Source organism: Hominiventricola filiformis (assembly GCF_020686965.1).
Taxonomy (GTDB): domain Bacteria; phylum Bacillota; class Clostridia; order Lachnospirales; family Lachnospiraceae; genus Hominiventricola; species Hominiventricola filiformis.
Genome location: NZ_JAJEPS010000011.1, coordinates 39,053 through 65,072 on the forward strand (window position 1 = coordinate 39,053; position 26,020 = coordinate 65,072).

Genomic DNA, 26,020 nt, shown 5'->3' on the forward strand with positions numbered 1-26,020 from the left:
AAATTATATCATGAATAGGAAGGAAAAGGGATATATTTAGAAAAATTTCAGAAAAAAGTCTTGTCTTGAGCGCAGATTTATTTCCTGATATAATTATCTCGGAAAGCAAAACACGAAGGTGTAAAGGAGGTAACAACATGTTTGGATTTGAGTATTATTCACCTACAAAAGTTATTTTTGGAAAAGGCACGGAAAATCAGGCAGGGGAACTGGTAAAGGCATATGGGGCAAAAAAAGTACTGATCCACTATGGCGGCAAAAGTGCTGTGAAATCAGGTCTGATTGACAGGGTGAAAGCGTCTCTTGACGCAGCAGGAGTGGCTCATGTAGAGTTGGGCGGCGTCGTGCCGAATCCGCATCTGTCCAAAGTGCGGGAAGGAATTGCACTTGGTAAGAAAGAGGGCATTGATTTTATTCTTGCAGTTGGAGGTGGTTCCACAATTGATTCTTCAAAAGCAATTTCCTACGGACTCGCAGAGCCGGAAAAAGATGTATGGGAACTGTTTGAAAAGAAACGCACTGCACAGAAATTCCTGCCCATTGCATCTGTCCTGACGATTGCGGCAGCCGGCAGTGAGACCAGCAACAGCTGTGTTATTACTAATGAAGAAACCAAGGAAAAACGTTCTTACAATGATGATATTGCGCGTCCGAAGTTTGCCATTATGAATCCGGAATTGACGATGACTCTGCCGGATTATCAGACTGAATCCGGATGCACGGATATTATGATGCATACTATGGAGAGATATTTCACGCAGGGTGGAAATATGGAGATTACGGATGAAATCGCAGAAGGACTTCTCCGCACCGTTATGAAATATGCAAAAATTCTCCATCATGATCCGACGAATTATGAGGCACGGGCAGAGATTATGTGGTCAGGAAGTCTGGCGCATAACGGACTGACCGGCTGTGGAAATGACGGCGGAGACTTTGCATCCCATATGCTGGAGCATGAGATGGGCGGCATGTTCGATGTGACTCATGGTGCCGGTCTTGCGGCAATCTGGCCGAGCTGGGCAAGATATGTTTATAAAAATTGTCTGCCGAGATTTGTACGCTATGCGACTCATGTCATGGGAGTTACACCAGGGGAGACCGATGAGAAGACGGCACTGAAAGGAATTGAGGCAATGGAAGATTTCTATCATGAGATCGGAATGCCGGTAAACTTTAAGGAACTTGGTATCGCACCGACAGATGAGCAGATAAAAGAGATGGCAGATTCCTGCGCAAGAGCATCCGGAGGCCATAAAGGTTCTGCAAAGGATCTGTATCCGGAAGATATGATTGCGATCTATCGCATGGCCAATCAGGAATAGCAGATGAACATAAAAAGAGGGAGCCTTGCGGCTCCCTCTTCAATAGTTCTTTATCCTTCAATAGAAACATATTTCTTCTGCTCAACAGCAGGTTTTGCTTCTTTCTTCGGAACGAAGAGTTTCAGGATACCATGTTTAAATTCAGCCTTGATATCCTCTTCGGTAACATCCTCTCCAACATAGAAGCTACGCTGGCAGGAACCGGTGTAACGCTCGCGGCGGATGTACTTACCGGATTTCTTATCTTTTTCATCCTCGTCCAGACCTTTGGCTGCACTTATGGTCATGTAACCATTGTTCAGTTCAATCTGAATTTCGTCTTTCTTGAATCCCGGAAGATCCATCTCCAGAGTATAACCATCATCGTGTTCCTGAATATCGGTCTTCATCAGATTAGCTGCATGGTGACCATAGAGTTTTTTCTCAGCTTTGGTATCATCATAGAACGGAAAATCAAAGAAATCATCAAATAAGTTTGTATTAAAAATGCTCGGCATCAACATAAGTCATCTCTCCTTAAAAATAAAAATTATATTCAAAATGTTCAAAGTTACTTCCCGGCGGTTTCCCGCCGGGGGAATCAGTTATCCTTCAATGGAAACATATTTCTTCTGCTCAACAGCAGGTTTTGCTTCTTTTTTCGGAACGAAGAGTTTCAGGATACCATGCTTAAATTCAGCTTTGATATCCTCTTCGGTAACATCCTCACCAACATAGAAGCTACGCTGGCAGGAACCGGTGTAACGCTCGCGGCGGATGTATTTACCGGATTTCTTGTCCTTCTCATCTTCATCCAGACCTTTGGCTGCACTGATGGTCATGTAACCATTGTTCAGTTCAATCTGAATTTCCTCTTTCTTGAATCCCGGAAGATCCATCTCCAGAGTGTAGCCATCCTCATGTTCCTGAATATCGGTCTTCATCAGATTAGCTGCATGGTGACCGTAAAGCTTTTTCTCAGCTCTGTCATCGTAAAACGGAAAATCAAAGAAATCATCAAATACGTTATCATTAAAAATACTAGGCATCAACATAAGTCATTTCTCCTTTCAGTGAACCTCATATTTATTGTCATTTTTTGGAACTCCGTACCAGGAACTCTTCTTTTTGTTCCCCTTCCTTTGTTCTATATGTAATATAGCACGCATTATTAGCACTGTCAAGAGGTGAGTGCTAATTTTTTGTGAACTTTTTGTGAACTCTTAAAATAGATTTCACGTTGCAGAAAAAGAGAATATTCGATATGCTGTAAAGAAAAGGAGGTACGGAAAAATGGCAAAGATTGACCACGCAGGTCTTCTTACGGAATCCTATGAAGATGCGCAGCGTTTTTTCGAAGAAGTATTTGGAATGAGAAAATGGAGAGAGGATGGCGAGAAACCGGTCCGCAGATGCTGGTATATGGAAGGAATCCAGTTAAATGAGACTGCTGAGAAGATTGATACGGAAGCGCAGAACGGATATGGTCACATTTCCATCGCAGTGGAATCCGTTTCAGAAACGATGGAGAAGCTTACTGGATACCCAGTAAAAGTGATGAATGATCACTGGTTCCAGCTTCCCAACGGCACAAAAATTGAGCTGAAGCCTCTGGATAAGTGGAAAGTGAACAGCTGAGAAAGAAAAGAGAACCGCAGGTTCGTGGATGAAATAACCATGAACCTGCGGTTTTTTATGCTTCTTCGTATCCAAGATGAAGGGAGATTTCGTTAGTAGCGGCACGGAGCAGTGGAGCGATTTCTGAATGAATTCGTTCCTGTGTCATTTTATCGGAATCTCCGAAGACACTCAGTCCGGCAATAATGGAACCGGAGTAGGTGTATAGCGGCATGGAAACGCAGATCAGACCCAATTCACATTCCTGATTATCCATGCCCATTTTGCTTTCACGGACTTTTTTCAGCTCGGCGAGAAAATCATCCTGAGAAGTAATGGTATAGTCCGTGAATTTGGGAAGTCCCCGGAGCACCAGATAGTCGGAAAGCTGGGATGGAGTTTTCTGGGAGAGGAGCAGCTTGCCGGATCCGGTAGCATGCATGGGTGCCCGTTTTCCAATTCGCTGGAATGTATGCTGAAATGATGGGGAAGCATCCACACAGTCCAGATAGACACAATCATGATCCTGTTCAATAACCAGACAGACACCAAGGTTCAGCTTATTTACAAGTTCGGTAATATACGGTGCAGTAATACTGCGTAGTCCAAGATTAGAATTTAAATGTTCGCTCAGTCCGCAGATCTTCCAGGTCAATGCATAACGGGAAGTTGATTCTTCCTGATATACATAATTAGAACTTTGAAGTGCGTTTAAATAGCGAAGCACCGTTGACTGGGACATATTTACCTGTGCACTGAGATCCTGAAGCCGGACAGGCAGGCGTTCTTTTGCTAAAGCTTCCATAATTTGAAGCAGTTTATCAGAGGACTGGTTGGAATTTTTCTCATTGCCTCCATTAGAATTTGTTCTCATAGTATTACCTTTCTGATTCGATCTTACTTATTATAATACTATGAAAATGGCAAAAAAATCAATAGAAAACTAAAATGCAAAATTAGAATTCAAATAATGAAATTAAATTTATAAAATAGAAAAATAATATTGACTTTGAAAACAGAAAGTGATATATATAAATTACATTCGAAATTGAAACACGCAAAATGAAATAATGGCTTGCAAAATTGGAGGAGAAATCATGGGTGTAGAAAGAAAAAAATATTGTGTAAACGGAGAGTGGAAAGAATCTAAGACAACGAAATGGATGGAAGTAACCAACTCCAGTACCGGTGAAGTGATGGCAGAAGTTCCGTGCTGTACTGCAGAGGAAGTAGAAGAGGCAATCGCTTCTGCACAGGCTGCTTTCCCGGAGTGGTCTCAGAAGTCTTTAAGCGCAAGAACACAGATGATGTTTAAATGGAGAAATGTACTGGTAGAGCATCTGGATGAACTGACACTTCTCTGCTCCAAAGAGCTTGGAAAAACTCTTGGAGAGGCAAGAGGTGATGTGCTGAAGGCTATTGAGCCGACAGAGCATGCATGCAGCCTTCCGACTCTGGTACAGGGAGATGCATCCCTTCAGGTAACTACCGGATTTGATACTGCAACCTACCGTATGCCGCTCGGCGTTGTAGCAGGCATCGTTCCGTTTAACTTCCCGGCTATGATTCCGTGGGGCTGGATGGTTCCGCTGGCAATTGCTACCGGTAACACGGTTGTATTAAAAGCAGCAAGCCAGACTCCGCTGACTTCCATGAGAATTCTGGAACTCTTCTATGAGGAAGCAGGATTCCCGAAAGGTGTTGTAAACCTGGTAACCTGCAGCCGTCAGGAAGCTGAGATTTTCATGACCGATCCTCGTGTAAAGGCTGTTACTTTCGTAGGAACAACCGGTGTTGGTAAATATATTTACTCTAAAGCAGCAGCAAACGGAAAACGTGTACAGGCACAGTGTGAGGCAAAGAACCATGCACTGGTTCTGGAAGATGCTGATCTGGAGAGTGCAACTAATGCAATCATCAACTCCACTTACGGATGCGCAGGAATGCGCTGCATGGCTCTGCCGGTTATCGTGGTACAGGAGAGCATTGCAGATAAATTCGTTGCACTGCTGAAGAAGAAAGCAGAAGCTATGAAAGTGGGATGCTCCTATGACCCGGAGACCAAACTTGGTCCGGTAGTATCAAAGGCACATCAGCAGAAAGTATGTGAGTGGATTCAGAAAGGTGTAGACGAAGGTGCTACGCTGGTACTGGATGGAAGAAATGTGAAAGTAGACGAACCGTATCAGAATGGATTCTTCGTAGGACCGACCATTCTTGATAACGTAAAACCGGGCATGACCGTAGGTGACAGAGAGATCTTCGGACCGGTAACGCTGATTAAGAGAGTGAAAGATTTTGACGAAGGACTTGCTCTGATGAACGCCAATCCGTTTGCAAATGGTTCCGTAATCTTCACCCAGAACGGATATTATGCAAGAAAATTTGAGTTTTTGACCGATGGCGGCATGGTTGGTATCAACGTAGGTATTCCGGTTCCGACTGCATATTTCCCGTTCTCCGGAAACAAAGAATCCTTCTTCGGTGATCTGCATGTACTTGGAAAAGATGGTGTGAGATTCTACACTCGTGCAAAGACCGTTACAAAACACTGGTACGATGAGACTTCCCATAAGAAAGCAATGGATACTTGGGAAGGAACAGTTGAAAGATAAAAAGAAATCTGTAAACTTACATTCCTATATCACAGCAAGGTCTGCTACAGATAGTAGCAGACCTTGCTGCATTTATAAGAAAAAAGCGTGCGACGCAAAGTGTCCTTAAAATCTTCTTCGGAAGTACTCTGCTCCAGCAGGGTAAGTGCTCGCCGAAGGATGCGGATATCCTGTTCCATATAGTCATTGTAATTGCCGCGCCCCACCAGTTTCAGGTGAGTAATGCCGATTTCCCGAAGACGGTAAAGGGCGCAGAGTCCGCATCCGGTAGCACCACAGAGATAGCCATCTGGAAGATCGGGGGTATGTGGCAAGCTTGTTTGTGGCGAAGCAGCAGGTGGTGACGGGTGAAGCTGTCTGAGAGATGAGTCACCGCAAGATTCCCTTAAAGGCTCCAGCCAGTAGGAAACCCGGCACAGGTGTCCCAGTTCATCACAGTGGAAAGAATTGCAGAAAGCGCCGGCGAACTGGCACATTTCATTAAGGACGAATGCCTCAAATTCTGTCCTGGACCGCAGACCGCCATGGGATTTTTCTGCGTCGATGACTGCTTTCATATCGTCAAAGTTGTTCTTTCGATGAAAAATTACTCTTTTTAAAGAAAACTGCTGGAAAAAATCGACCATACGGCTGTTGACTTCCCCGGTTTCGCCGCTTAAATGAATCTCACAGTCAATGTTATGTTCCCGAAGATACAGAATGAGCGCCGGGTCGGCAATAATATAACTCTGAAATCCAAGGCACATACAGGCTTTCATGATCTTAGCGATCTCCGGATACTGTTCCGGCAGATAGAAAAGAGAGTTGAAGGTCAGATGAACCGGACGCTGATAGTCCCGTATCATGGATGACAGGATTTCCAGCTCGGAGAAAGCACCCAGCTGTACATTGGAGCAGAGTACTTCCCTCCTGTTAAGAGGCATCATTGTGTCGTATTTCTGCGTCCAGGAATAAGGAACATACCCGCAGAAGAATTCATCGGCACCCGCTTCGCTAAAACGAATATATTCATCGACAGATCCAAGTCCAACAGTCAGTTTCATAAAGATTCTCCATTAAAATAAAATTACAGAAGATTGACAACCAGACGGTCAACGCCTTCTCGTAGCCATCCACCAAGCAGTTCCGGCGACCGTAGAATCCCGGTATCCAGTGCAAACAGGGAATTATATCGTCCGAGCATGTGAAGGTGAGCCGGATAGAGAAAGGCATATTCCCTGCACCAGTGGGGGCAGTCCTTTGGGAGTGTCTGTGCGCCGCGACTGCCTCTTTTGCAGCGGGCATAGAGTGGACAGTACTGGGAGGTGTTGGTCTGGTAAAAGGGCAGATGAAGGCTGTGCTTTCCTTCCGATAGTTCTGGAAGATAACCACAGGATTCCTCTTCATACCGTGTGATCCTGCAGGTTTCGGCAAGAAAATTTCGATAAAAATCTGCATTTATGCTGTTTTCGGAGAGGGCAGAAAGTTCCCCTTTCTTATAAGAAAGACGTGGATCTTTCCGGCGTTTGTTGATAAGTACTCCAAGAATAGGGTGCAGATGTGGAAAGTCTGTCAGAAGGTCTGTCATAGCCCAGTCATTGACGACAATTTCCACGGTCGTCTGGTGTTTCTGACACCAGAAATTTAATGTTTCGAGCAGCTGCTGAATTGGTTTCAGCATAAACTCTCGAAGATAAGAAAAGGAAAGGGTTATTGCCAATCCATCTGCCCAGGCCTTGTCCATAAGCGCAAACAGGACATCCTCTTTCGGGAACAGCAGATGACAGAACTGATTTCCAATATAAAGGCGAGTCAGCTGCAGCCGGGACAATGGATGCCAGGACAGATGGTTAGATGCCCAATATTGGGAGAGCCAGTCTGAAAAATTCATATTCAGATAAGAAGTATAAAGTTCCGGACGGTCCAGTTCGATCGCCAGTTCCGGAGTATTTGTATTCAGAAATGAAAAATCCGGCAGATTATCCGGTTCCTGAAACCATGCCTGTTTTTGAGCAGCGAAGGTTTCGAAGTGTATGTTCTCCTGTTCCGCCGGATATCCGGTGAGCGCCATGGAAAGCTCGCTGTCGTCTTCGGTCAACTTCAGGTTGACATAAGATCCATACCAGCCCAACAATGCATTTACAGCAGAGCGATAGACGGGATCTTTTGTGAGTACAGTATATTCATAAAAATAATCATATCGCTGCTCGAAGGAAAAGGAGGTGACAGAAAGGGATACTTCTTGATAGGAAGAAAGCTCCATCTGCCAGAAAGCAAGGCGGATATTCACCGGGGCGGAACATGGTTTTGCGGTACGAAACCGGAACCCTGTTTCAGAAAATTCTGTAATGCGTACCTCTTTTTTATTTACAAATGCGCTGAGGAGTCCAAAAGGAATCATGGGAACTCCAAAAAGTTCCGGCGGTATAAGGGTCATGAGATTACTCCTGTATTAGATGTTTCCGGATCAGAAGATCCCGGTGATGAAGATTTCCAGTCCAATGAAAACCAGAATCACACCGCCGAAAACAGTTGCTCTGTCTGCAAATCGGGTTCCAAATTTTTTGCCGATGATCAGACCGGAATAGCTGATACAAAAGGTAGTGGCAGCAACGATCAGGGAACAGACGAAAGCCATGACAAAACCATAATCAGCAATGGTAAATCCGACAGATAACGCATCGATGGAGGTGGCAATTCCCTGCATCAGAAGGCCGGCAGCTCCAAGGCGGACCACTTCTTCTGCTTCCTCCTCACCGTACAGTCCTTCCCATACCATCTTACCGCCGATATAAAGCAGCAGGAAGAGGGCAATCCATGGAATGAATTTTTCAAATGCCTTGAAGTACTCTACGATCGTGTGAACACAGAACCAGCCGGCCATAGGCATAAATGCCTGGAAAAATCCGAAGGTACCTGCAATAATACACATTTTTTTCACCCGCATGTGAGGTTCATTGAGTCCATTGGAAAGAGATACGGAAAAGGCATCCATGGCCAGTCCCACACCAAGCAATATGCTGTTAAAGAAAAATAATAGATTCCATTCCACTTTCGACTTCCTCCTGCGTAAGCATTAAAAAACCCAAGTACAGACGAACGACTATACTTGGGTATATGATTCCAAAATGAACAAACTCCATGCTCTTCATGGGATTTTTATTGATGATAGTTTATCATTAGAAAAATGATCTGTCAATGTGGAATCCCATGATTTACAGGAAAAGGAAAGTTGTGTAAGATAAAAGAAGAAATCAGGTGGATGACGGAGGAAAAAAGATGGCTTCCAATTATGAAAAACAGGTAGATATCGGCAGACAGTATTTCCTGAAATATGATCCGGAAAAACTGGCGGCGAAATTTCACTTATCAATAGATGAGTCTTATTTATATATCCGGTATCTGGATACGGACTATCGGATTGATCGAAAGACAGCAGCCGTGGAAGGAAAAGTGGAGAATGGCTATGTGGAGTGCCGGGAATATACCATTGTCATGACCATCTATGATATGCTCTGTCACGGAACTGAACAGGAAATCCCGGCGCTTACCGGTGACTGGAAATTGATCGGAAATTTTGCGGCAGCGGGGTCGAGTCCGGATGCCAATCTTTTTGCACAGAAGTATGCAGATGCATTTAATGGAAAAGTGGAAGAATTGAAAGCAGCCTGTAAGATCATGGGCGGCGAGGTGAAAGCTAGGCTTGCCGGTGCGGATGTGACAGCGCAGATTCCGGCTTTTCCGTTCTTTCCGGTGCTTCTTCAGTTCTGGGAGGGAGATGATGAATTTGCTCCGCAGATCCGGATTCTCTGGGACAGTCAGACTATGAAATTTTTAAATTTTGAGACGACTTATTATCTGCAGGGAGATCTGCTGGACCGGCTGGCAGAGTTGATGGACGTGATACGGCTGGAAAGTGCCAGATAAAAAAGTGCAGGCTTTATGCCTGCATTTTTTGTACCAGTGATTCCGCCAGCTGATAAAATTCTTCCTCCACCTCTTCATGGGGCCGTTCCCGAAAATCGGGTTTAGACGTCAGGGGAACGGGAACCATTTCATGTTCTCCATTCATGAGACTTTTCAGTTCCTGACTGAGCATTTCGTCATCAATCTGATGCCACAAAGCATGTTCTTCCGGAGTCAGATCACCCAGATGAAAGTGGGTCAGAATGGTCTGCATGATCTGCTCTTCAATCTCCAGATAATTGGAGAGGTGTACTTTTACCGGGCGGATAATGTCGGATAGGTAAGCTTCGCTGGCATCGTGAAGCAGACAGGCCAGTACCAGCCGGTCGGACCATCCGCGGGAAGCTGCTTCCCGGGCGCAGTTCAGGGAATGAAGTCCTACGGTATAGAAATATTTCATATGTCCGCCGCCGCGGCAGAGAAGACTTAAGGCATGGGCAATATCCCGGAGGGAGACCTCCTCCGGTGTCATTTGCATGGGATCAAACCGTTTTCCGGTATAGGTGTTCATTCTCATAGGAGTTTGTCCCTCCTTTTTAGACTGCTTCCTTGCAGACATCCACCCATCCGCGGGCATTGGCTACTTGCTCCAGTTCCGGAATGGTCAGCTGGACGGCGCTATGGTCATTACCGGCAGCTTCCACAACAGTTGCGGTGGATGCCTCCGGTTCCATAATATGATCGGCAAAGCCGACAGATTCAAGATAAGCCTTTGCTTTTGTGAATGACATGAGTAAGCGCTCCTTGCTGTAATATGTTTACTGGTATTTTAGGGCGCAAAGGTACAACTGTCAATGAAAATGCTTCGAATTAAAATTGCGAAAAGGGGAAGATTGAGATATAACATAAGTAGAAGCAGACAGGAGGGATATGGATTGAATCAGCTGGGCACATTTATTCAGGTGATGACAGAAAAAGAAGCGGTAAAAGAAGGCATGGAAATATCTGGAGGGATTCGGTTCTGTAAAGTGGAGAAGATACAGGGCTCCTACGTGGGAAGCCTTTATATTCCGTCCAGAGCAAAGAATCGTTCCCATACCGGATTTTATTTTCGGATAGAAAAAGATAAAATTATATTTGTGGATGACAGCGGCAAAGTTCTAGAGTGGCTGAAAGAAATGCTGAAGGCAGGCGATGAAAAACAGCCGGAGCTTGGAATTTTCTTTGCGGATTTTCTAGAATATCTGATCAAGGATGATGTGATATTTATCACGAAACTGGAACATAGTCTGGAGGAACTGGAGGACATGGTGCTGGAAAAGGGCAGTGACATTCCGTTCAATCATGAGATTAGTGGATACAGAAGAAAAGTCAGCCTGTTTTCACATTACTATCTGCAGCTGGCAGATCTGAGCAGTATTTTGTGTGAGGACGACAATCACATTTTCAAAGAAAAAGAAAAGCGCAGTTTTTCATTGCTTACGGAACGAGTTAACCGACTTCATGATGAGACACTGATGCTCAGAGATTACTGTGTGCAGATCCGCGAAGTATACCAGTCCCTGATTGATGAGCGCCAGAACGAGATCATGAAGCTGCTTACGATTGTTACGACCATTGTGCTGCCACTTTCATTGGTGGCAGGCTGGTATGGTATGAACTTTACCAATATGCCGGAACTTACCTGGCATTATGGGTATGGATTCATCATTCTTTTGAGTATTGTGATTACGATATTAAACATTCTATATTTTAAAAAGAAGAAATTCTGGTAGAAGGAGAAAATATGCAGATACGCAGAGCAACGGAAAATGATGCAGAAGCGCTTTTGAAAATATACGCGCCTTATGTGGAGCATACGGCCATTACGTTTGAATATGAGGTTCCTTCGGTAGAAGAATTTCGTTCCAGAATCCGGCATACGCTGGAAAAATATCCTTATCTGGTGGCAGAAGAAGACGGAGAGTTGTTGGGCTATGCCTATGTGGGACCGTTTCATGACCGGCCGGCCTATGACTGGGCGGTGGAAACGTCGATTTATGTGGATGAGCGGAAGATACACAAAGGTGTTGGTGGAAAACTTCACGATGCACTGGAACAGGTGTTGAAAACTCAGGGCATTTTAAACATGAATGCCTGTATTGCCTGGCCAGACGGAGAAGAGGATGAAACACTGACGAAGAACAGTGGAGAATTTCACGCCCATCTGGGTTATCGCATGGTAGGTGAATTTCAAAAATGCGGTTACAAATTTCATCGCTGGTACAATATGATCTGGATGGAAAAAATAATCGGAGAACATGCTGACGAGCAGCCGTCTCCGATTCCATTTTCTCAGTTGGAGGACATCCATTTCTGATCAAAATATTGAATTCTCTTTTTTGTCCAGTTTTTTAGATAATCGACTGCGTCATTCCAACAGGAAAACTGTACGGGATCATGTCCGCAGTTCTCAGCAATCTCTGCTACAGGCCAGATGCTTTCTGTATATTCTGCAGACTTGGCAATTCTGTGTCGGTAATCCTCAATAAGCTGTTCTGATGTCAGGAAAACATCGCGGGCAGTCGTCTGATAACATTCCTGTACTGCATCCTGAAATTCCGGAATTTTCATAAGCTCCATATACCAGGTACAGTCTTTCTCTGTTCCCATGTATTCCTGGATCTGGCTGACATAATCTCTTTTTGGATCACCGCCATATTTCTTTTTCTGGGCATAGCCGAGTGCCTTGTCAAAATCCCAGACAGGACCCATATGTAAGACGTCGTTCGGGCCATCCTGGTACATGTAGAGACTGGTCCGGCAGCTGTCCGGATTCTCGGAAAACTCTTCCAGTAGATAGAAAGCAACAAAACTGTCCACATCAATCATGGAAGAGATCTGATCCCAGTCCTTGTCTTCCGCATAAAGAAGATCTTCAAATCTGCGCACATAATTTTCAAAGTCTGCAAATGATTTTTCGGCAATCGAATCCTCTTTTCCCAGATCGTCGGCGCAGGCATCTTTTAACGTAAAGACTGCGGGACTGTATTCACTGCTGAAACGGTATTCGGTGTCATACCAGTAGAAGGTATCGACCTCTGCCAGAATGCCTTCTTCGCTCTTCAGGTTCATGGATGTTTTTCCGGTTGCAAGCCGCTGGCAGACAAGGTAGGTCCCCTTGTATTCATCATCAATCCATACATCTGCAAATTCAGCCTGCGGGGCAAAATCCATCATCTGCCCGGCCAGATCATACATGAGCTTGTTGCGCATCATGGAGGCGTCGGCATAATTGGCGATGAGAAGCCATTTCTTTGCCGGGGGCATGCCAAGCATAGAGTCGCGACTGGGAAGCTTGATCTGATAACTTCGCCGGGGCATTTTCCAGGAAGAATTTCCTCTGCCTTTGACCCTGACGTTGGTATATTCTTTTCCGTCCAGATCAAGGGTATTTCCCTCATAAGGAATACCGGTAGCACCATCATGGATTTCTTCCAGGGTACAGTCATTGAGGAAAATATGGATAGCAGGAAGATCCATTTCCGGATCTTCGCTGCTGTCCCGGGTAATAAGACCTGCGCAGATGAAAATAAGAATGGCATTTATCAGAAGAAGTCGTCTTATGTGTTTTTTCAGTTTCATTGTCTGTATTCACTCCATGAAGTTAAGATCACTGCCGGCAGGCAGAATGCGATGGAATATGCGTAACGGAAATACCATCCATAAGTAGGACCTGCGATGCAGACAAGTAATACAATCATCAATGGAGTAAGGAGCAGGAGGCCTTTTTGATTCTTTCTGCGGATACAGTAGAAGAACCACAGAATCAGCATCCAGATATAGGTTGCTGTATAATTGAACAGTACCAGACCCGGAAGCTGGAATATGGATTCCCGAAGCGTTTCCAGATTCTGTCTGACAGCATCAAAAGCAGTTGGATAGTGAAAGGAAACGCCATACGCGTAAAGACTCTCATTCAGCTCTTCCAGGTGCTCTTCACTGTTATCATAGCTGTACAGTTTTGTGGTGAAACCGCCCGGATAAAAATATCCGTACAGATTATTCATGGTTGCCTGCACATAGATATCCGGATGCCGAAGCAGCATCTGGAACCAGGCCTCAAAGTAGGCCAGCAGTTCATCCGTACCGGCATCCGTGTTATAAGTTGCTTTTACCGGATCAGACAGATTCGGGTTATACCGCTCAGCCAGATTGTCATAATCCAGAATCGCGGAGATCGCTTCCTTTTCTTCCGGCGTTACATCATCTCCGGCATCCCGGAGATACCGTGCGGTCTGCTGGAAGGGTATGGAGAATACTTCTCTTGGATTCGATGCTTTTACCGAGCAGGCCGGTAAAAGTATCTGGGTATATAAGTAAAATCCTGCAAATGCCAGAACCGCCAGACGGAGGAAGGAACGTCTCCGGGTTGCGATCAGCATGACCAGAGAACTAAGGATGATCAGATAAACACCTTCCTGACGGAAGAAAAAGATACCGAGTACGGAGAGAAGGAACATTCCCCGATGCTGCCATTTCTCTGCGGATGACCAGTTCTGTACAGTGAGGATCCGATAGAGTTCTACGAGAAATAAAAGCAGAAATCCGGCAAACCAGGCATCTTTTACCAGCAGGAACATGTAGTTTCTCATACGTGGGGACAGTACATAAAAGAGTAAAACCAGTCCCAGACATCTGGCAGAAACATGCCGCTCCAGTAAAAACTGTACCATCCAGCCAATGACAAAGAACAGAAAACAGATCTGCAGCAGAGAGAAAAGTCCGATTCCGATGGTGGGGGAATGAAAGACGGTTGCACCGAACCGGCTAAATCCGTATAAAAGCAGAGTATGTACCACCGGATGATGATTTCTCAGACGGCTGGTTTTTTCAAAAAGTGCCACATAACCGTTTTCCAGCTGTGCAACTGTATCGGAAGTGAAGATTCCAGGGAAGGAATAGATCATGTAAGGAAGATACAGGAGAAACAGGGTGAAAAAGGTGGTGGCAATGGGGTGTCGGTGCAGCAGATCCAGATAAAACTGTATGGGCTTTGGCCAGGTACGTTCGTTGTAATGCTTCCGGCTGAGCCGGTCCAGCCCATGGAACAGGAGCGCAATGCCGACAGAAAACAGGATGAAATATCCGATTCCGTGAAGTACGGATGATCGGAAGAGTTCGGTACTGCCAAATACCAGATCCCAGCTGTTATCCTCATAAAAGGAGTGACCGAGAACCATAAAAACAGCAAAGAAAAAAGCCGGTATCACGCAGCTTAAGACGTTTCGTATGGAGATGTGTTTCATTATTCTTTGATATCCTTTTCTTATTCTTTCTATTATATGTCAGTAGATTATCGTAAATTAACATTATAAACAGGATATAAAGGAAAACAAGATATTTGTCTGAAAAATAAAGGAAACATGAAGAAAATGTGACATAAAAACAGAAATTGTAAAGGAGCCGGATTAAATCCAGCTCCCTATCAGATAAACAAGAAATGCAGCAATCCATGCGATTATGCATTGGATGATGACAACACCAACCGCCCATTTTCCACCAAGCTCCCTCTTAATAGAAGCGATGGCTGCCACGCAGGGCGTATAGAGCAGGCAGAAGACCAGCAGACTTGCAGCCGACAGCGGTGTAATGCCGGAAGTCAGGGTTGCTGTGCTGCCAAACAGAATGGACAAGGTGGAAACCACACTTTCTTTTGCGAGAAATCCGGTGATCAGTGCTGTAGAGATCCGCCAGTCAGCCAGTCCCATAGGTGCAAACAAAGGAGCAATCACACCTGCCACCATGGCAAGGATACTGTCTCTCGAATCAGAAACCATATTCAGGTGAAGGTTGAAACTCTGAAGGAACCAGATCACCATAGTTGCCAGGAAGATAACGGTAAATGCACGCTGCAGAAAATCCTTTGCTTTGTCCCACAGGAGATGTCCGACATTTTTTGCTCCAGGAAGTCGATAATTGGGAAGCTCCATAACAAAGGGAACGGCTTCGCCACTGAACATAGTGTGTCCCATGAGCAGTGCCATGAGAATTCCCATGAAGATTCCGCCAAAATACAGGGCGATCATGACCAGTGCACCGTGCTCAGGAAAGAAGGCTGCTGCAAAAAAGGCATAGATGGGAAGTTTTGCCGAGCAGCTCATAAACGGTGTGAGCAGAATTGTCATTTTGCGGTCTCTCTCGGAAGGAAGAGTTCTGCTTGCCATAACGCCGGGAACGGTGCATCCGAATCCGATGAGCATAGGAACAATGCTTCGTCCTGACAGACCGATCTTTCGGAGCAGCTTGTCCATGACAAAGGCAACCCGCGCCATGTAGCCACTGTCTTCCAGAAGTGACAGGAAGAAAAACAGAGTGACAATGATGGGAAGAAAACTCAAAACACTTCCTACACCATTGAAAATTCCGTCAATGACCAGAGAATGCAGCGCCTGGTTCACATTCCAGGATGTCATAAGACCATCGACCAGATTTCCGAGAGATGTAATTCCCAGATCCAGCAGATCAGACAGGAAGGCACCGATCACGCCGAAAGTCAGGAAAAATACCAGTCCCATGATGCCGATGAAGCAGGGAATAGCAGTATATTTACCGGTAAGTATTTTATCAATCGCAACGCTTCGAAGATGTTCTTTACTCTCTTTTGGTTTGATGACGGTCTCATCACAGATTTTCTGAATAAAATCAAAGCGCATATGAGCAATGGCAGCAGCACGATCCAGTCCCCGTTCATTTTCCATCTGTACAATAATGTGTTCCAGCATCTCTTTTTCATTCTGGTCCAGATGAAGACTGTCGAGAATCAGGGAATCACCTTCTGCCAGTTTGGAAGCGGCAAAACGAACCGGGATACCTGCTTCTGCAGCATGATCTTCGATCAGATGCATAATGGCATGAAGACAGCGGTGAACAGCCCCCCCATCGTCATTGGCGTCACAGTAATCAATTTCGGTTGGCTTCTCCTGATATTTTGCTACATGCAGTGCATGGGAGATCAGTTCATCAATCCCTTCGTTTTTGGCGGCAGAGATAGGTACTACAGGGATGCCAAGCATCTCTTCCATCTGATTGACGATAATGGAACCACCATTTTCACGAACTTCATCCATCATATTCAGAGCCAGCACCATAGGAATATCCAGTTCCATGAGCTGCATGGTCAGATATAGGTTCCGCTCAATATTGGTGGCATCCACAATATTGATAATTCCTTTTGGATGCTCGTTCAGCACAAAGTTTCTGGTGACGATCTCTTCACTGGTATAAGGTGACATGGAATAAATGCCCGGAAGATCAGTTACTAGTGTATTCGCTTTGCCGCGAATAGCACCGTCTTTTCGGTCTACGGTTACACCGGGAAAATTTCCTACGTGCTGATTGGAACCGGTCAGCTGATTGAATAATGTAGTTTTTCCGCAGTTCTGATTACCGGCCAGTGCAAAGGTGAGGAGCGCATCATCCGGAAGAGGATGTTCTGTTTCCTTTTGATGATATTTTCCACCTTCACCAAGACCGGGATGAGGAATATTTTCACGGTTACGTGTGACTGTTTCCTCACTGGTATCCCGAATATTTTCAATTTCTATTTTTTCAGCATCTGCAAGACGCAGAGTCAGTTCATAACTGTGAATACGAAGCTCCATAGGATCACCCATGGGGGCGTATTTTACCATAGTTACATCACCTTTGGGAATCAGTCCCATGTCCAGAAAATGCTGGCGAAGTGCACCTTCACCGCCCACAGACCGGATGGTGGCTGTCTTTCCAATTGGTAAGTCTCGTAAAGTCATGTCTTTTGTCCTTTCTGATGTACTTTTCTTATTGATAAATTTTATCTTTTTGTAGTGGAATGGTCAAGAGTAATGGAAAGAAATACAGAAAATACAGCATTAGAAAAGAGGAAGGTTGTCTGCTTTCCTTTGATGCGGCAAAAATGTAAAATGTTAAATAGTGACAAAATGACCAGTGAATCTTCTATTTTTATGCTGGAAGTACCGGTTGCATTTGCAGCAACCAAACCGGAAATTGACGTGATCCCGCTTGGAATCGGCGGAAAAGAAGATCCGGCCCGCCTGATCTTCGATGGCGTAACCGGAGATGGTATTCAGGTAACCATGGTAGATATGGGCGATCACTTCCGTATCATCTGCGCTGACCAGAGATGATATCGCGATGTTTGCACGTCTGACCGGAACCGAGCTGATTACCATCGGCGAGGATACTACCGAGGCAGATCTGCAGAAATTCTTTATGAAATAAGTGTTGGAACAGAGCCTTCGCGGAAAATCCGCGGAGGCTTTTTCTTTTGCTGTGTGGTGTGCCTGACGTGAGACTTTGGAACCTGTTGTGGTGTGCCATATTGTTGTGGCTGCCGGCCCTGTGGGTCTCTGGCGCAATTGGTTAAAAAAAATTCCTGTCTTTTAAAAAAAGACAGGAATTTTTCCTTCACTACCTGGTATCCTGGCCCATTTCACTTGAAAAAGCTTGTTGTGAAGAATAAAAACAGGAACTGGTGAGCATTTGTTTTTATATAGACCCACAAGTGCACCTGCGTGTTTGGAAAGTTTGTGTTCGGGCTTGCGACAGAAAATAAGCTTTCACAAAAGAAGTACTTATGATAAGATGATAAAAGAATCATTGCAGTCAGTAAAACGGAGAATTGTGAACAAATGAAACAGAATACCATGCCGGAGTTTGTGGGAACTACCGTGCTTGACACCATTGGACTTGTCATTGCCAGTGTAGACCCGGAGCTCCGGAAGAAAATGAAAATAAAAGAGAATTACCGCAGTGTGGGAATCATCAGTTCCAGAACCGGCGCAGCCGGTCAGATCACGGCGGTAGACGATGCGGTAAAAGAGACGAACACAGAAGTGCTTTCCATTATGCTGCCCAGAGATACCAAAGGCTGGGGCGGACATGGAAACTACATTGTGATCGGCGCAGAGACCGTGGCAGATGCCAGAAGAGCGGTGGAGATTGCACTGGAAAAGACGAAGCGTAATGCCGGGGAGATCTATGTCAGCGATGCCGGACATCTGGAATTTGCCTATTCCCCACGGGCGGATCAGGCACTTGGTTTTGCCTTCGACATTCCCAGAGGAAAAGCCTTTGGATTTGTCTGCGGATCTCCGGCAGCGATCGGTTTTGTCATGGCGGATCTGGCGGTGAAAGCAGCCGATGTGGACATCGTAAAATATATGACGCCGGATGAGGGTACCAGTCATACCAATGAAGTGATCGTGGCATTAAGCGGCGAGACCAGCGCGGTAAAGACTGCAGTCATGACGGCAAGAGCAGCCGGACTTTCCTTGCTCGGAGAGATGGAAGGGGAAGTAAGAGGACTGGGAGAGTCGTATATTAAATAAGTGACTGAGTTACATTTCCTGCCCTTTTACAAGTATTTTTAAAAGAAACCATGCCCGATTTTTTCCATGTTTGTGCAGTATTTTCTGCCATAAGTGTTATAATGCACTTGTAACAAATAAAAGACCTGCTCAACAGACACAAATTAAAAAATGCCTTGCTAACAGATCAGTTTTTTGGAGGAATAGATAAATGGATACTTTAAAAGCTGAAAAAAGAAGCATGGAGACAAAAGCAAAAAGACTGAGAAGAGAAGGATATGTCACCGGTAATGTATTCGGACATGACATTGAAGGTTCTATCCCCGTTAAGATTGCAAAAAATGATGCAGAAAACATCCTGAAGAAAAAGAAAAAAGGAAGCCAGATCATACTGGATGTAGAGGGTACTCAGTATGATGTGTTGATCAAGGAAGTTGATTTTGATACATTGAAGAGACAGCCGATCGAGATGGATTTTCAGGCACTGGTCAAAGGTGAAAAAGTTCACTCCGTTGCAGAAGTCGTTCTTGTAAATCATGAGAAAGTTGCTGGCGGTGTTGTAGAACAGAAACTGGAAGAGATCGCATATAAGGCATTGCCGGAAGCACTGGTTGAGACCGTTGAAGTTGACTTAAGCGGATTAAAACCGGGTGATGTGGTAAAAGTAAAAGATCTTGCTATCGCGGCAGATAAAGATGTTGTTCTTGCTACCGATCCGGACGCAGTTGTTGTAACGGTAACCGTTCCGCATAATGCTCCGATTCCGGAAGCTGAAGATGCAGATGAAGAAGCTGCTGAAAAATAATGGAATAGAATGTAGGAAAGCTCCGCAGACCGAAAGGTTTGCGGAGCTTTTTTCTGCACAAATTTATGCCAGCACTTTTCCTTCCGGAAATGCGCTGCGGAATACTTTGCGTACAAAAGGTCCGGCAACAATGAGCTGGAACGGCAGTGCCATAATCAGGTTTTTCGGAATGTTGGTGATCCATACCGGAAGCAGCAGGGACCACATACCGGATTTTACACAGGCTTCCAGACTTCCGTAAAAGGACATGACGATGACCATAGGAATCACCATACAGCAGGAAACAGCAATGGCTTTCTTAAGCGGAGCACTGTCCGGTTTAACAAAAAAACGGAATGCGACACTTTTAGCCAGATGTGATACGACAAACCAGTCAAAGCACATGGCGTAAATGTAGGCGAAGGGGAATCCCAGCCATCCTTCTTTCAGGACAGTCATGGAAAAACCGCCCATGTGCAGGGTGACATTGTACATGCTCATCCATAAGACCATGGTGAAGCACATGATAATCGTAAAAATAAGACTTTCGCGTTTGTTCTGTGGCATAATGTAAATTCTCCTTTTCTTCATTTGAACAGCAAAACTGGCAACAAAAAAGCAGCGGAAGAGGGCAAACTCGTTGCGATCTCCACTGCCGTGTGCAATCTCACTGCGTTTTTTCGATTACGATATAGTTTCAATACAGTTGCTTATTGTACCAGAAAATAATGGCCTTCGTAATAGTGCAGAATAGGAGAAAATTTAAAGCTGTATGTCGGATCTTTTGTGCAGACGGCTCATGATTGCAGATGCTGGACAGTTTTGCAAAGGCGCGTGTATAATAAAAGAAATGAGGCAGAAGAGGAGATGACAGGCATGAAAGACCAGCAGGGATGGAAAGCAGCAAAGCAGGAACTTGCATTTGTAGACAAACTGACAGAAGAAGAAAATCAGTTTCTGGAAGATAATGTGGCAGAGGTATCCTACCGGAAGGGGTTCAATATTTACAGTATGGACTGCGACTGCCCGGGAGTGTTGCTCATCAAAAGTGGCTGGGTGCGTGTCTATATGTTGTCCCGTGATGGGCGGGAAATTACCCTGTACCGCATGGGCCCTGGAGAAGTCTGCGTGATTTCTGCGGCCTGCTGTCTGGGCGGTATGACCTTTGAAGCACATATTGATGCGGAGACAGACATGGAAGCATGGCTGATTCCTTCCAGTGCCTATCGCCGACTGAAAGAGCAGAATATTTATGTAGAGAACTTTACCTATGAGAAAACCGTGGAGAAATTCCGGGATGTCATGTGGGTCATGGAACAGATTTTATTCATGAGTCTGGAGGAACGGATTGCTATTTTCCTGATGGATGAGACAGAACGGAGAGAATCCCGTGAATTAAAGGTTACCCAGGAACAGATTGCCCGTTATATTGGAAGTGCCAGAGAGGCAGTTTCCAGAGTGTTAAAAGAATTTCAGAAAGATGGGATCATAGAACAATCCCGTGGAACTCTTCGTGTACTGGACATGAAAAAACTTCGAGGGAAGATATAGTGAAGCCGCAGCCAGTTTGCAAGAGTATATTAGTTTATATTGTGAAGTGAATATTTAATTTCAGAGCCGGGTACATGCCCGGCTCTAAATAATGATCTTTATTTTAATAAATCCAGCAGTTCTTCCTTGCTAAGCAGTCCAATAGACTTTTTTGCAACTTCACCGTCTTTGATGACGATAAACATGGGGATGCTGGCAATGTGGAAGCGCTGCATCAGTTCTACCTGTTCGTCTACATTGACTTTTCCAACTTTCAGCGTGCTGGCATTTTCTTCTGCAATTTCCTCCACAATCGGGCTGACTGCGGCACAGGGTCCGCACCAGGATGCCCAGAAGTCCAGAAGTACCGGCTTGTCGGATAAAAGGACTTCCTGTTCAAAATTATCTTTTGTTATCTGTATTGTATTCATGGTTGTACCCCTTTCTCTTGAATTCTTTTGTCTTATAATCCTTATTATACCGGAAAAATGTGTTTTATCTGTGACAAAGTCACATAAGTATTCCTTTGCCTGGGGTATACTGATAGAAAAGAAACGAAAGGAAGATACATCATGTATGATATTATCATTGTCGGTGCGGGAACTGCTGGCCTGACGGCAGCTATTTACGGAGTGCGTGCAGGAAAAAGTGTGCTGGTACTGGAAGCGAAGACCTATGGCGGCCAGATTATCAATACACCGAAGATAGAGAATTATCCGGGAATTAAAGAAATTTCCGGATTTGAATATGCAAAAAATCTGTATGAGCAGGCAAAAGATCTGGGAGCGGAGATCCGCTTTGAACAGGTCACCGCTATTGAAACGGCAGAATCCAGGAAACTGGTAAAGACAACGAAAGATTCCTATGAATGCCGCAGTGTGATTCTGGCGACGGGAGCAAAGAATCGCCCTCTTTCCCTGCCACGTGAACAGGAACTCATCGGAGCGGGAGTGTCTTACTGCGCTACCTGCGACGGCATGTTTTTCCGGGGAAGAGAGGTAGCAGTGGTTGGCGGTGGCAACACCGCATTGGAAGATGCTGCATTTCTCGCTAATTACTGCAGCAAAGTGTATATCATCCACCGGAGATCAGAATTCCGTGGGGAAGAGAAGCTTGTGCAGTCCCTGAAACAAAAGAAAAATGTAGAATTTGTCCTGGACAGTAAAGTGAAGGCATTAAATGGAACCGATTCTTTGGAGTCTCTTATCGTACAAAATGTAGAGACAAAAAAGGAACAGACCATCCCGGTATCCGGCGTCTTTGTGGCTATCGGCCAGATGCCGCAGAATGAAAAATTTGCCGGAATGGTGGATCTGGATGCACATGGATATGTAGAAGCTGGAGAAAATTGTCACACAAATGTGAAAGGAATTTTTGTGGCAGGGGACTGCCGTACAAAGGAAGTACGTCAGCTGGCAACAGCTGCTGCAGATGGTGCAGTAGCGGCACTTGCAGCCTGTGCGTATCTGAATCAACAGTAATTTTTATAGGAAAAAGTAATAAAAAATGCATCTTCTCGGTAGGTAAAAATGCTGAAATTTTCTCTTTTTCAAAAAAATACTTACTAATTTGCGAAAAAATTGGTAATATTAATGTATATTGGTGAAAAATGGAAAGGAGGAAGGCTGATGTTTCAGAAAGGGGAATATATTGTCTATGGACAGCATGGAATTTGTCTGGTAGAGGATATTACCCATCTTAATATGTCAGAAGCAGATGAGAAGAAACTGTACTATGTGTTGGTGCCTGTAGGGACAAGGGGAAGCAGAATCTATTATCCGGCGGATCGTGAAAATAGGAATGCCAGATATCTGTTGACAAAGGAGGAAGCGTTATGCCTTCTGGAAGAATTTCCTACAATTGAGAAGATACAGATTGGAATCGAAAAATTGCGGGAAGATACCTATAAGAAAGCTCTTTATTCCGGCAACCAGAAAATATGGGCATCACTTTTGAAAACATTGTATGAACGCAAACAGGATCGATTGAAAACGGGTAAGAGAATTGCATCAGTGGACGAGCGTTATCAGAAAATGGTAGAAGAGGCACTGTGTGGGGAACTGGCTTTTGTGCTGGGAAAGACCAAGCAGGAGTTGAAAGAGATGCTTATATCCCAGATTCCGTGTGCGATTGTCTGAAAAGAAAACAGGCGTCGGGCAGATAGAAAAACAAGCTTTATTCCCACCCAAAGAGTCTGTCCTAATAGCTGAAATTTCCGGGAAAAAGCGGATTTGGAAGTCAGTTTGGCGATATGGAAAATCCACAGGTCATTACACCCAGAAAAACGGAGATATTTGGGTGGAGACGATGCAGATTTTTCTATCTGCCAAATTAACTCGCAATATGCAGTAATATGATAGAAAATGAGATTTTTATCATAAATTTTGGACGAAGGACGGGATGAAAACGCCATATGCCCAACATCTTTAAGATCCCCGGCATCTTCATGATAGAGAAAGTGCCATCCTGTGAAAAGAACGTTAGCGGTTCCTCCTCACAGGATGGCACTTTTTTGCTTACTGCAGTGCTTCCACGATCTTTGTAAATCCCATGGAATGGGACGCTTTTACGAGAACGGCATCGCCGGATTTTAAGATCTGATCGGTTTCTTTTAAGAAACTGTCCACATCTGCAAAGTGCAGGCATCTGGTCTGCGGAGCAGATTTCTTTGCTGCTTCGTGAAGAGCGGCGCTCAAAGTTCCGATAGTCACAAGAATATCCACATGCAGATTCTTCAGATGCTTGCCCACGGAAGCATGAAGTGAGTCGGACTGGGGACCGAGTTCTCCCATGTCACCAAGGATGGCTACTTTTCGGGAGTGGGTGTCATCCAGCACGTTCAGGGATTCCATCATAGAAGTCGGGTTTGCGTTGTAGCAATCATCAAGCAATGTGTAATGTTCGGTATGAAGAATATTGCTGCGGCCGGGCAGCGGCTTTAAACTTTCGATGCCGGCACGGATTTCGTCGATGGAAAGTCCTAAGGCCAATCCGATGCAGGTACCTGCCATGGCATTGTAGACCATGTGGGTGCCGGGAAGGGGAATGACTGTTTCAAAGGAGTTTTTTGTGTCTGTGTGAATCCGGCAGCGGACACCGTCGAATCCCAACTTCTCCACAGAATCCGCCCACACATCGCGGGACGGGTCCATACCGAAAGTACGGGCAATGTCTTTTAACGTAATCAGTTTATCATCGTCCCCGTTGACGAATGCTTTTACATCGTCAGCAGCATAATCAAACATCTCACATTTCGCTTTTAAAATACCGTCTCTGGAACCAAGAAATTCCAGATGGGCAACGCCGATGTTGGTGAAGAGACAGTGGGTCGGGCGCACCATTTTGCTTAGGCGATGCATCTCGCCGTAATGGTTCATGCCCATCTCGACGACTGCCACCTCATGTTCTTCTCCGATACGAAAAATGGTCAGTGGCACACCAAGTTCATTGTTAAAATTTCCCTGGGTTTTCAGAACATTATATTTCTGGCTCAAAATGGAAGCTACCATCTCCTTGGTGCTGGTCTTTCCTACACTTCCGGTAATACCGATAACCGGAATGCCAAGTGTCTGGCGATAGCTTTCAGCGGCCTCTTTCAGGGCCTGCTGGGTATCTTCCACCAGAAGATAAGGGCCTGCTGGATCGGTCAGTTCCTGCTGGCTTAAGGCACAGGCAGCCCCTTTGGCATAGACGTCCGGAATGAATTTGTGGCCATCAACACGTTCTCCGGGAATGGCGACAAAGAGAGTGCCTTTCGTGACCCCGCGGCTGTCGGTCTCCACACCGGAAAGTTCCTGGTCGAGCGCTTCTTCCGGTCCAAAATAACGTGCATGACATGCATCTTTAAACTGTCTGACAGTAAAATGTTTCATGGGTTAGTTCCTTTCCGTATTCGCGTATTTCTTCATGGAAACATTCAGAATCCACTCACAGAGTTGCGGGAAAGAGTAACCAATCGCCTGTGCTTCCTGGGGCATCAGACTGGTAGGGGTCATGCCGGGAAGGGTATTGACCTCCAGTGCATAGTCTTCACCGGTACGGTCATCCAGCATGAAGTCCACACGGGCATATCCTTCGATTCCTACGGAAGCACAGGCTGCTTCTGCGTGACGCTGCATGCGGACAGCGGTCTCTTCCGGAAGTTTCGCCGGGCAGGTCTCGATGGTGCTGCCGGGCTGGTATTTATTTTTATAATCATAAAAGCCGCTGATCGGTGCGATCTCAATGATCGGGAGTGCTTCCCCTTCGATAACGGCAATGGAAAATTCACGGCCGATAATGCAGCGCTCGATAATGGCCTGATCTTCAAAGGTAAAGGCTTCATCCAGTGCTTTCTCCAGTTCGGAGGCATCATTTACACGGTAAACACCTACGGAAGAACCGCCGCAGCAGGTTTTGACCATGCAGGGATAACCGACGCTTTCCGGAAGACGGAATGGTTTTCCTTTCTGAACGGTGATACCGGGAGGTGTCGGAACATTCCGTCCCCGGAACATCTGTTTGGTAATATTTTTATCCATGCAGAGGGCGCTGCTGGTGTGTCCGGTTCCGGTATAGCGGATGCCCATCAGATCGAAGAGGGCCTGAATCTTGCCGTCCTCTCCGTTCTCTCCGTGAAGAGCCAGAAATACCATATCACTCAGTTCACAGAGTTTCAGGACATTTGGGCCCAGAAGACTTCTGTAATTAGGACGGAGCGCTTTTACATGGGCGATATCCGGGGCATCCTCTGCAATGGTACCAACAGAAGCAGACCAGTCGCGATCATCTGTGAACAGATGATCTAATGGTTCTTTTTCTTCCGGCAGACCCAGAAATAAGTCCACCAGAACCACATCGTGTCCGTTTCCTTTTAATGCTTCATAAATATTTCTTCCACTGCAGAGAGATACATCACGTTCGGTACTGATGCCTCCTGCAAGAACTACGATTTTCATA

26 protein-coding genes and 1 pseudogene are annotated in these 26,020 nt (G+C 45.3%); 12 read left to right on the plus strand and 15 right to left on the minus strand.

What is annotated here, in order from left to right:
- The first annotated feature begins 137 nt into the window (after positions 1-137).
- Positions 138-1,325 (plus strand): iron-containing alcohol dehydrogenase, encoded by a 1,188-nt coding sequence (locus LKD36_RS11465; RefSeq protein ID WP_308459673.1) that lies wholly within the window; start codon positions 138-140, stop codon positions 1,323-1,325.
- 50 nt (positions 1,326-1,375) lie between these two features.
- Here LKD36_RS11465 and LKD36_RS11470 read toward each other — a convergent pair whose 3' ends face one another.
- Together LKD36_RS11470 and LKD36_RS11475 are read right to left on the minus strand one after the other, a co-directional pair.
- Positions 1,376-1,828 carry an Hsp20/alpha crystallin family protein gene (locus tag LKD36_RS11470; protein ID WP_308459674.1) on the minus strand — a complete coding sequence of 151 codons (453 nt, stop codon included), beginning with the start codon at positions 1,826-1,828 and terminating at the stop codon, positions 1,376-1,378.
- An 81-nt stretch (positions 1,829-1,909) separates the two neighbouring features.
- Positions 1,910-2,359, minus strand: coding sequence for an Hsp20/alpha crystallin family protein (locus tag LKD36_RS11475; protein WP_308459675.1), 450 nt, complete (start codon positions 2,357-2,359; stop codon positions 1,910-1,912).
- Between the two features lie 238 nt (positions 2,360-2,597).
- Between LKD36_RS11475 and LKD36_RS11480 the strand changes: the two genes are divergently transcribed.
- Positions 2,598-2,942, plus strand: a complete 345-nt coding sequence (locus LKD36_RS11480) for a VOC family protein (protein WP_308459676.1) — start codon at positions 2,598-2,600, stop codon at positions 2,940-2,942.
- A gap of 55 nt (positions 2,943-2,997) precedes the next feature.
- Here LKD36_RS11480 and LKD36_RS11485 read toward each other — a convergent pair whose 3' ends face one another.
- Entirely contained in the window at positions 2,998-3,795 is a 798-nt protein-coding gene (locus LKD36_RS11485) for an IclR family transcriptional regulator (protein WP_308459677.1), read from the minus strand.
- Between the two features lie 223 nt (positions 3,796-4,018).
- Between LKD36_RS11485 and LKD36_RS11490 the strand changes: the two genes are divergently transcribed.
- Positions 4,019-5,536 carry a CoA-acylating methylmalonate-semialdehyde dehydrogenase gene (locus LKD36_RS11490; RefSeq protein WP_118770831.1) on the plus strand — a complete coding sequence of 506 codons (1,518 nt, stop codon included), beginning with the start codon at positions 4,019-4,021 and terminating at the stop codon, positions 5,534-5,536.
- A gap of 44 nt (positions 5,537-5,580) precedes the next feature.
- On the opposite strand, the gene LKD36_RS11495 is transcribed toward LKD36_RS11490, so the two are convergent.
- From LKD36_RS11495 to LKD36_RS11505, 3 genes are read right to left on the minus strand one after another with little or no spacing between them, the layout of a single operon-like run.
- Positions 5,581-6,579 carry a U32 family peptidase gene (locus LKD36_RS11495; protein WP_308459678.1) on the minus strand — a complete coding sequence of 333 codons (999 nt, stop codon included), beginning with the start codon at positions 6,577-6,579 and terminating at the stop codon, positions 5,581-5,583.
- A gap of 23 nt (positions 6,580-6,602) precedes the next feature.
- Positions 6,603-7,952, minus strand: coding sequence for a hypothetical protein (locus tag LKD36_RS11500; protein WP_308459679.1), 1,350 nt, complete (start codon positions 7,950-7,952; stop codon positions 6,603-6,605).
- A 30-nt stretch (positions 7,953-7,982) separates the two neighbouring features.
- The gene (locus LKD36_RS11505) at positions 7,983-8,567 is read right to left on the minus strand and encodes a manganese efflux pump MntP (protein ID WP_308459680.1); all 585 of its coding nucleotides are present in this window, start codon (positions 8,565-8,567) and stop codon (positions 7,983-7,985) included.
- Positions 8,568-8,794: 227 nt separating this feature from the next.
- Between LKD36_RS11505 and LKD36_RS11510 the strand changes: the two genes are divergently transcribed.
- On the plus strand, positions 8,795-9,442 hold the full coding sequence (locus LKD36_RS11510; RefSeq protein WP_118770841.1) for a DUF3786 domain-containing protein: 648 nt from the start codon (positions 8,795-8,797) through the stop codon (positions 9,440-9,442).
- A 13-nt stretch (positions 9,443-9,455) separates the two neighbouring features.
- On the opposite strand, the gene LKD36_RS11515 is transcribed toward LKD36_RS11510, so the two are convergent.
- Positions 9,456-9,998 carry an HD domain-containing protein gene (locus LKD36_RS11515; RefSeq protein WP_308459681.1) on the minus strand — a complete coding sequence of 181 codons (543 nt, stop codon included), beginning with the start codon at positions 9,996-9,998 and terminating at the stop codon, positions 9,456-9,458.
- 19 nt (positions 9,999-10,017) lie between these two features.
- A pseudogene (locus LKD36_RS17695) lies at positions 10,018-10,128 on the minus strand (YbaK/EbsC family protein); the annotation flags it as partial.
- A 228-nt stretch (positions 10,129-10,356) separates the two neighbouring features.
- Here LKD36_RS17695 and LKD36_RS11525 point away from each other — a divergent pair.
- The gene (locus LKD36_RS11525; RefSeq protein WP_308459683.1) at positions 10,357-11,196 is read left to right on the plus strand and encodes a magnesium transporter CorA family protein; all 840 of its coding nucleotides are present in this window, start codon (positions 10,357-10,359) and stop codon (positions 11,194-11,196) included.
- Between the two features lie 11 nt (positions 11,197-11,207).
- A complete protein-coding gene (locus tag LKD36_RS11530) occupies positions 11,208-11,780 on the plus strand; it encodes a GNAT family N-acetyltransferase (RefSeq protein ID WP_308459684.1) in 573 nt (190 codons plus the stop codon).
- Here the strand turns inward: LKD36_RS11530 and LKD36_RS11535 are convergent.
- From LKD36_RS11535 to feoB, 3 genes are all read right to left on the minus strand, one after another.
- Positions 11,756-13,045, minus strand: a complete 1,290-nt coding sequence (locus tag LKD36_RS11535) for a CotH kinase family protein (RefSeq protein ID WP_118770823.1) — start codon at positions 13,043-13,045, stop codon at positions 11,756-11,758. The genes LKD36_RS11530 and LKD36_RS11535 overlap by 25 nt on opposite strands.
- Positions 13,042-14,709, minus strand: a complete 1,668-nt coding sequence (locus LKD36_RS11540) for a DUF6020 family protein (RefSeq protein WP_118770822.1) — start codon at positions 14,707-14,709, stop codon at positions 13,042-13,044. The genes LKD36_RS11535 and LKD36_RS11540 overlap by 4 nt, the downstream gene beginning before the upstream one ends.
- Before the next feature lie 162 nt (positions 14,710-14,871).
- Complete coding sequence (gene feoB / locus LKD36_RS11545; RefSeq protein ID WP_308459685.1) at positions 14,872-17,211, minus strand: ferrous iron transport protein B; 2,340 nt, start codon at positions 17,209-17,211, stop codon at positions 14,872-14,874.
- Positions 17,212-17,361: 150 nt separating this feature from the next.
- On the opposite strand from feoB, the gene LKD36_RS11550 reads away from it, so the two are divergent.
- The 3 genes from LKD36_RS11550 to LKD36_RS11560 all read left to right on the plus strand — a co-directional run bounded on the left by LKD36_RS11550 (position 17,362) and on the right by LKD36_RS11560 (position 19,573).
- Positions 17,362-17,586, plus strand: a complete 225-nt coding sequence (locus LKD36_RS11550) for a hypothetical protein (RefSeq protein ID WP_331465225.1) — start codon at positions 17,362-17,364, stop codon at positions 17,584-17,586.
- A gap of 471 nt (positions 17,587-18,057) precedes the next feature.
- The gene (gene pduB, locus LKD36_RS11555) at positions 18,058-18,789 is read left to right on the plus strand and encodes a microcompartment protein PduB (RefSeq protein ID WP_308459714.1); all 732 of its coding nucleotides are present in this window, start codon (positions 18,058-18,060) and stop codon (positions 18,787-18,789) included.
- A 190-nt stretch (positions 18,790-18,979) separates the two neighbouring features.
- Positions 18,980-19,573, plus strand: a complete 594-nt coding sequence (locus tag LKD36_RS11560) for a 50S ribosomal protein L25 (protein ID WP_308459686.1) — start codon at positions 18,980-18,982, stop codon at positions 19,571-19,573.
- Positions 19,574-19,636: 63 nt separating this feature from the next.
- Here LKD36_RS11560 and LKD36_RS11565 read toward each other — a convergent pair whose 3' ends face one another.
- Positions 19,637-20,119 carry a DUF2798 domain-containing protein gene (locus tag LKD36_RS11565; RefSeq protein ID WP_308459687.1) on the minus strand — a complete coding sequence of 161 codons (483 nt, stop codon included), beginning with the start codon at positions 20,117-20,119 and terminating at the stop codon, positions 19,637-19,639.
- A gap of 309 nt (positions 20,120-20,428) precedes the next feature.
- Here LKD36_RS11565 and LKD36_RS11570 point away from each other — a divergent pair, with 309 nt between their 5' ends.
- Positions 20,429-21,103, plus strand: coding sequence for a Crp/Fnr family transcriptional regulator (locus tag LKD36_RS11570; RefSeq protein WP_118770817.1), 675 nt, complete (start codon positions 20,429-20,431; stop codon positions 21,101-21,103).
- A 98-nt stretch (positions 21,104-21,201) separates the two neighbouring features.
- On the opposite strand, the gene trxA is transcribed toward LKD36_RS11570, so the two are convergent.
- A complete protein-coding gene (trxA, locus tag LKD36_RS17740; protein ID WP_308459715.1) occupies positions 21,202-21,768 on the minus strand; it encodes a thioredoxin in 567 nt (188 codons plus the stop codon).
- On the opposite strand from trxA, the gene trxB reads away from it, so the two are divergent.
- On the plus strand, positions 21,655-22,563 hold the full coding sequence (gene trxB, locus LKD36_RS11580) for a thioredoxin-disulfide reductase (RefSeq protein WP_308459688.1): 909 nt from the start codon (positions 21,655-21,657) through the stop codon (positions 22,561-22,563). The genes trxA and trxB overlap by 114 nt on opposite strands.
- A gap of 147 nt (positions 22,564-22,710) precedes the next feature.
- The gene (locus LKD36_RS11585; protein WP_308459689.1) at positions 22,711-23,220 is read left to right on the plus strand and encodes a CarD family transcriptional regulator; all 510 of its coding nucleotides are present in this window, start codon (positions 22,711-22,713) and stop codon (positions 23,218-23,220) included.
- Positions 23,221-23,598: 378 nt separating this feature from the next.
- Here the strand turns inward: LKD36_RS11585 and LKD36_RS11590 are convergent, their stop codons facing one another.
- Positions 23,599-24,954: a UDP-N-acetylmuramoyl-tripeptide--D-alanyl-D-alanine ligase gene (locus LKD36_RS11590; protein WP_308459690.1), complete on the minus strand. Its 1,356-nt coding sequence runs from the start codon at positions 24,952-24,954 to the stop codon at positions 23,599-23,601.
- 3 nt (positions 24,955-24,957) lie between these two features.
- A complete protein-coding gene (locus LKD36_RS11595) occupies positions 24,958-26,019 on the minus strand; it encodes a D-alanine--D-alanine ligase family protein (protein ID WP_308459691.1) in 1,062 nt (353 codons plus the stop codon).
- Between the last annotated feature and the right edge of the window lies 1 nt (position 26,020).

Coding starts and splice junctions, on each gene's coding strand:
- LKD36_RS11570 (WP_118770817.1), top strand. CDS start 20,429: ATGAAAGACCAGCAGGGATGGAAAGCAGCAAAGCAGGAACTTGCATTT.
- feoB (WP_308459685.1), bottom strand. CDS start 17,211: ATGACTTTACGAGACTTACCAATTGGAAAGACAGCCACCATCCGGTCT.
- LKD36_RS11500 (WP_308459679.1), bottom strand. CDS start 7,952: ATGACCCTTATACCGCCGGAACTTTTTGGAGTTCCCATGATTCCTTTT.
- LKD36_RS11530 (WP_308459684.1), top strand. CDS start 11,208: ATGCAGATACGCAGAGCAACGGAAAATGATGCAGAAGCGCTTTTGAAA.
- LKD36_RS11590 (WP_308459690.1), bottom strand. CDS start 24,954: ATGAAACATTTTACTGTCAGACAGTTTAAAGATGCATGTCATGCACGT.
- LKD36_RS11560 (WP_308459686.1), top strand. CDS start 18,980: ATGGATACTTTAAAAGCTGAAAAAAGAAGCATGGAGACAAAAGCAAAA.
- LKD36_RS11565 (WP_308459687.1), bottom strand. CDS start 20,119: ATGCCACAGAACAAACGCGAAAGTCTTATTTTTACGATTATCATGTGC.
- LKD36_RS11495 (WP_308459678.1), bottom strand. CDS start 6,579: ATGAAACTGACTGTTGGACTTGGATCTGTCGATGAATATATTCGTTTT.
- LKD36_RS11485 (WP_308459677.1), bottom strand. CDS start 3,795: ATGAGAACAAATTCTAATGGAGGCAATGAGAAAAATTCCAACCAGTCC.
- LKD36_RS11480 (WP_308459676.1), top strand. CDS start 2,598: ATGGCAAAGATTGACCACGCAGGTCTTCTTACGGAATCCTATGAAGAT.
- LKD36_RS11490 (WP_118770831.1), top strand. CDS start 4,019: ATGGGTGTAGAAAGAAAAAAATATTGTGTAAACGGAGAGTGGAAAGAA.
- LKD36_RS11540 (WP_118770822.1), bottom strand. CDS start 14,709: ATGAAACACATCTCCATACGAAACGTCTTAAGCTGCGTGATACCGGCT.
- LKD36_RS11470 (WP_308459674.1), bottom strand. CDS start 1,828: ATGTTGATGCCGAGCATTTTTAATACAAACTTATTTGATGATTTCTTT.
- LKD36_RS11535 (WP_118770823.1), bottom strand. CDS start 13,045: ATGAAACTGAAAAAACACATAAGACGACTTCTTCTGATAAATGCCATT.
- LKD36_RS11585 (WP_308459689.1), top strand. CDS start 22,711: ATGTTTCAGAAAGGGGAATATATTGTCTATGGACAGCATGGAATTTGT.
- LKD36_RS11515 (WP_308459681.1), bottom strand. CDS start 9,998: ATGAGAATGAACACCTATACCGGAAAACGGTTTGATCCCATGCAAATG.
- LKD36_RS11595 (WP_308459691.1), bottom strand. CDS start 26,019: ATGAAAATCGTAGTTCTTGCAGGAGGCATCAGTACCGAACGTGATGTA.
- LKD36_RS11475 (WP_308459675.1), bottom strand. CDS start 2,359: ATGTTGATGCCTAGTATTTTTAATGATAACGTATTTGATGATTTCTTT.
- LKD36_RS11510 (WP_118770841.1), top strand. CDS start 8,795: ATGGCTTCCAATTATGAAAAACAGGTAGATATCGGCAGACAGTATTTC.
- LKD36_RS11465 (WP_308459673.1), top strand. CDS start 138: ATGTTTGGATTTGAGTATTATTCACCTACAAAAGTTATTTTTGGAAAA.
- trxB (WP_308459688.1), top strand. CDS start 21,655: ATGTATGATATTATCATTGTCGGTGCGGGAACTGCTGGCCTGACGGCA.
- LKD36_RS11550 (WP_331465225.1), top strand. CDS start 17,362: ATGTTAAATAGTGACAAAATGACCAGTGAATCTTCTATTTTTATGCTG.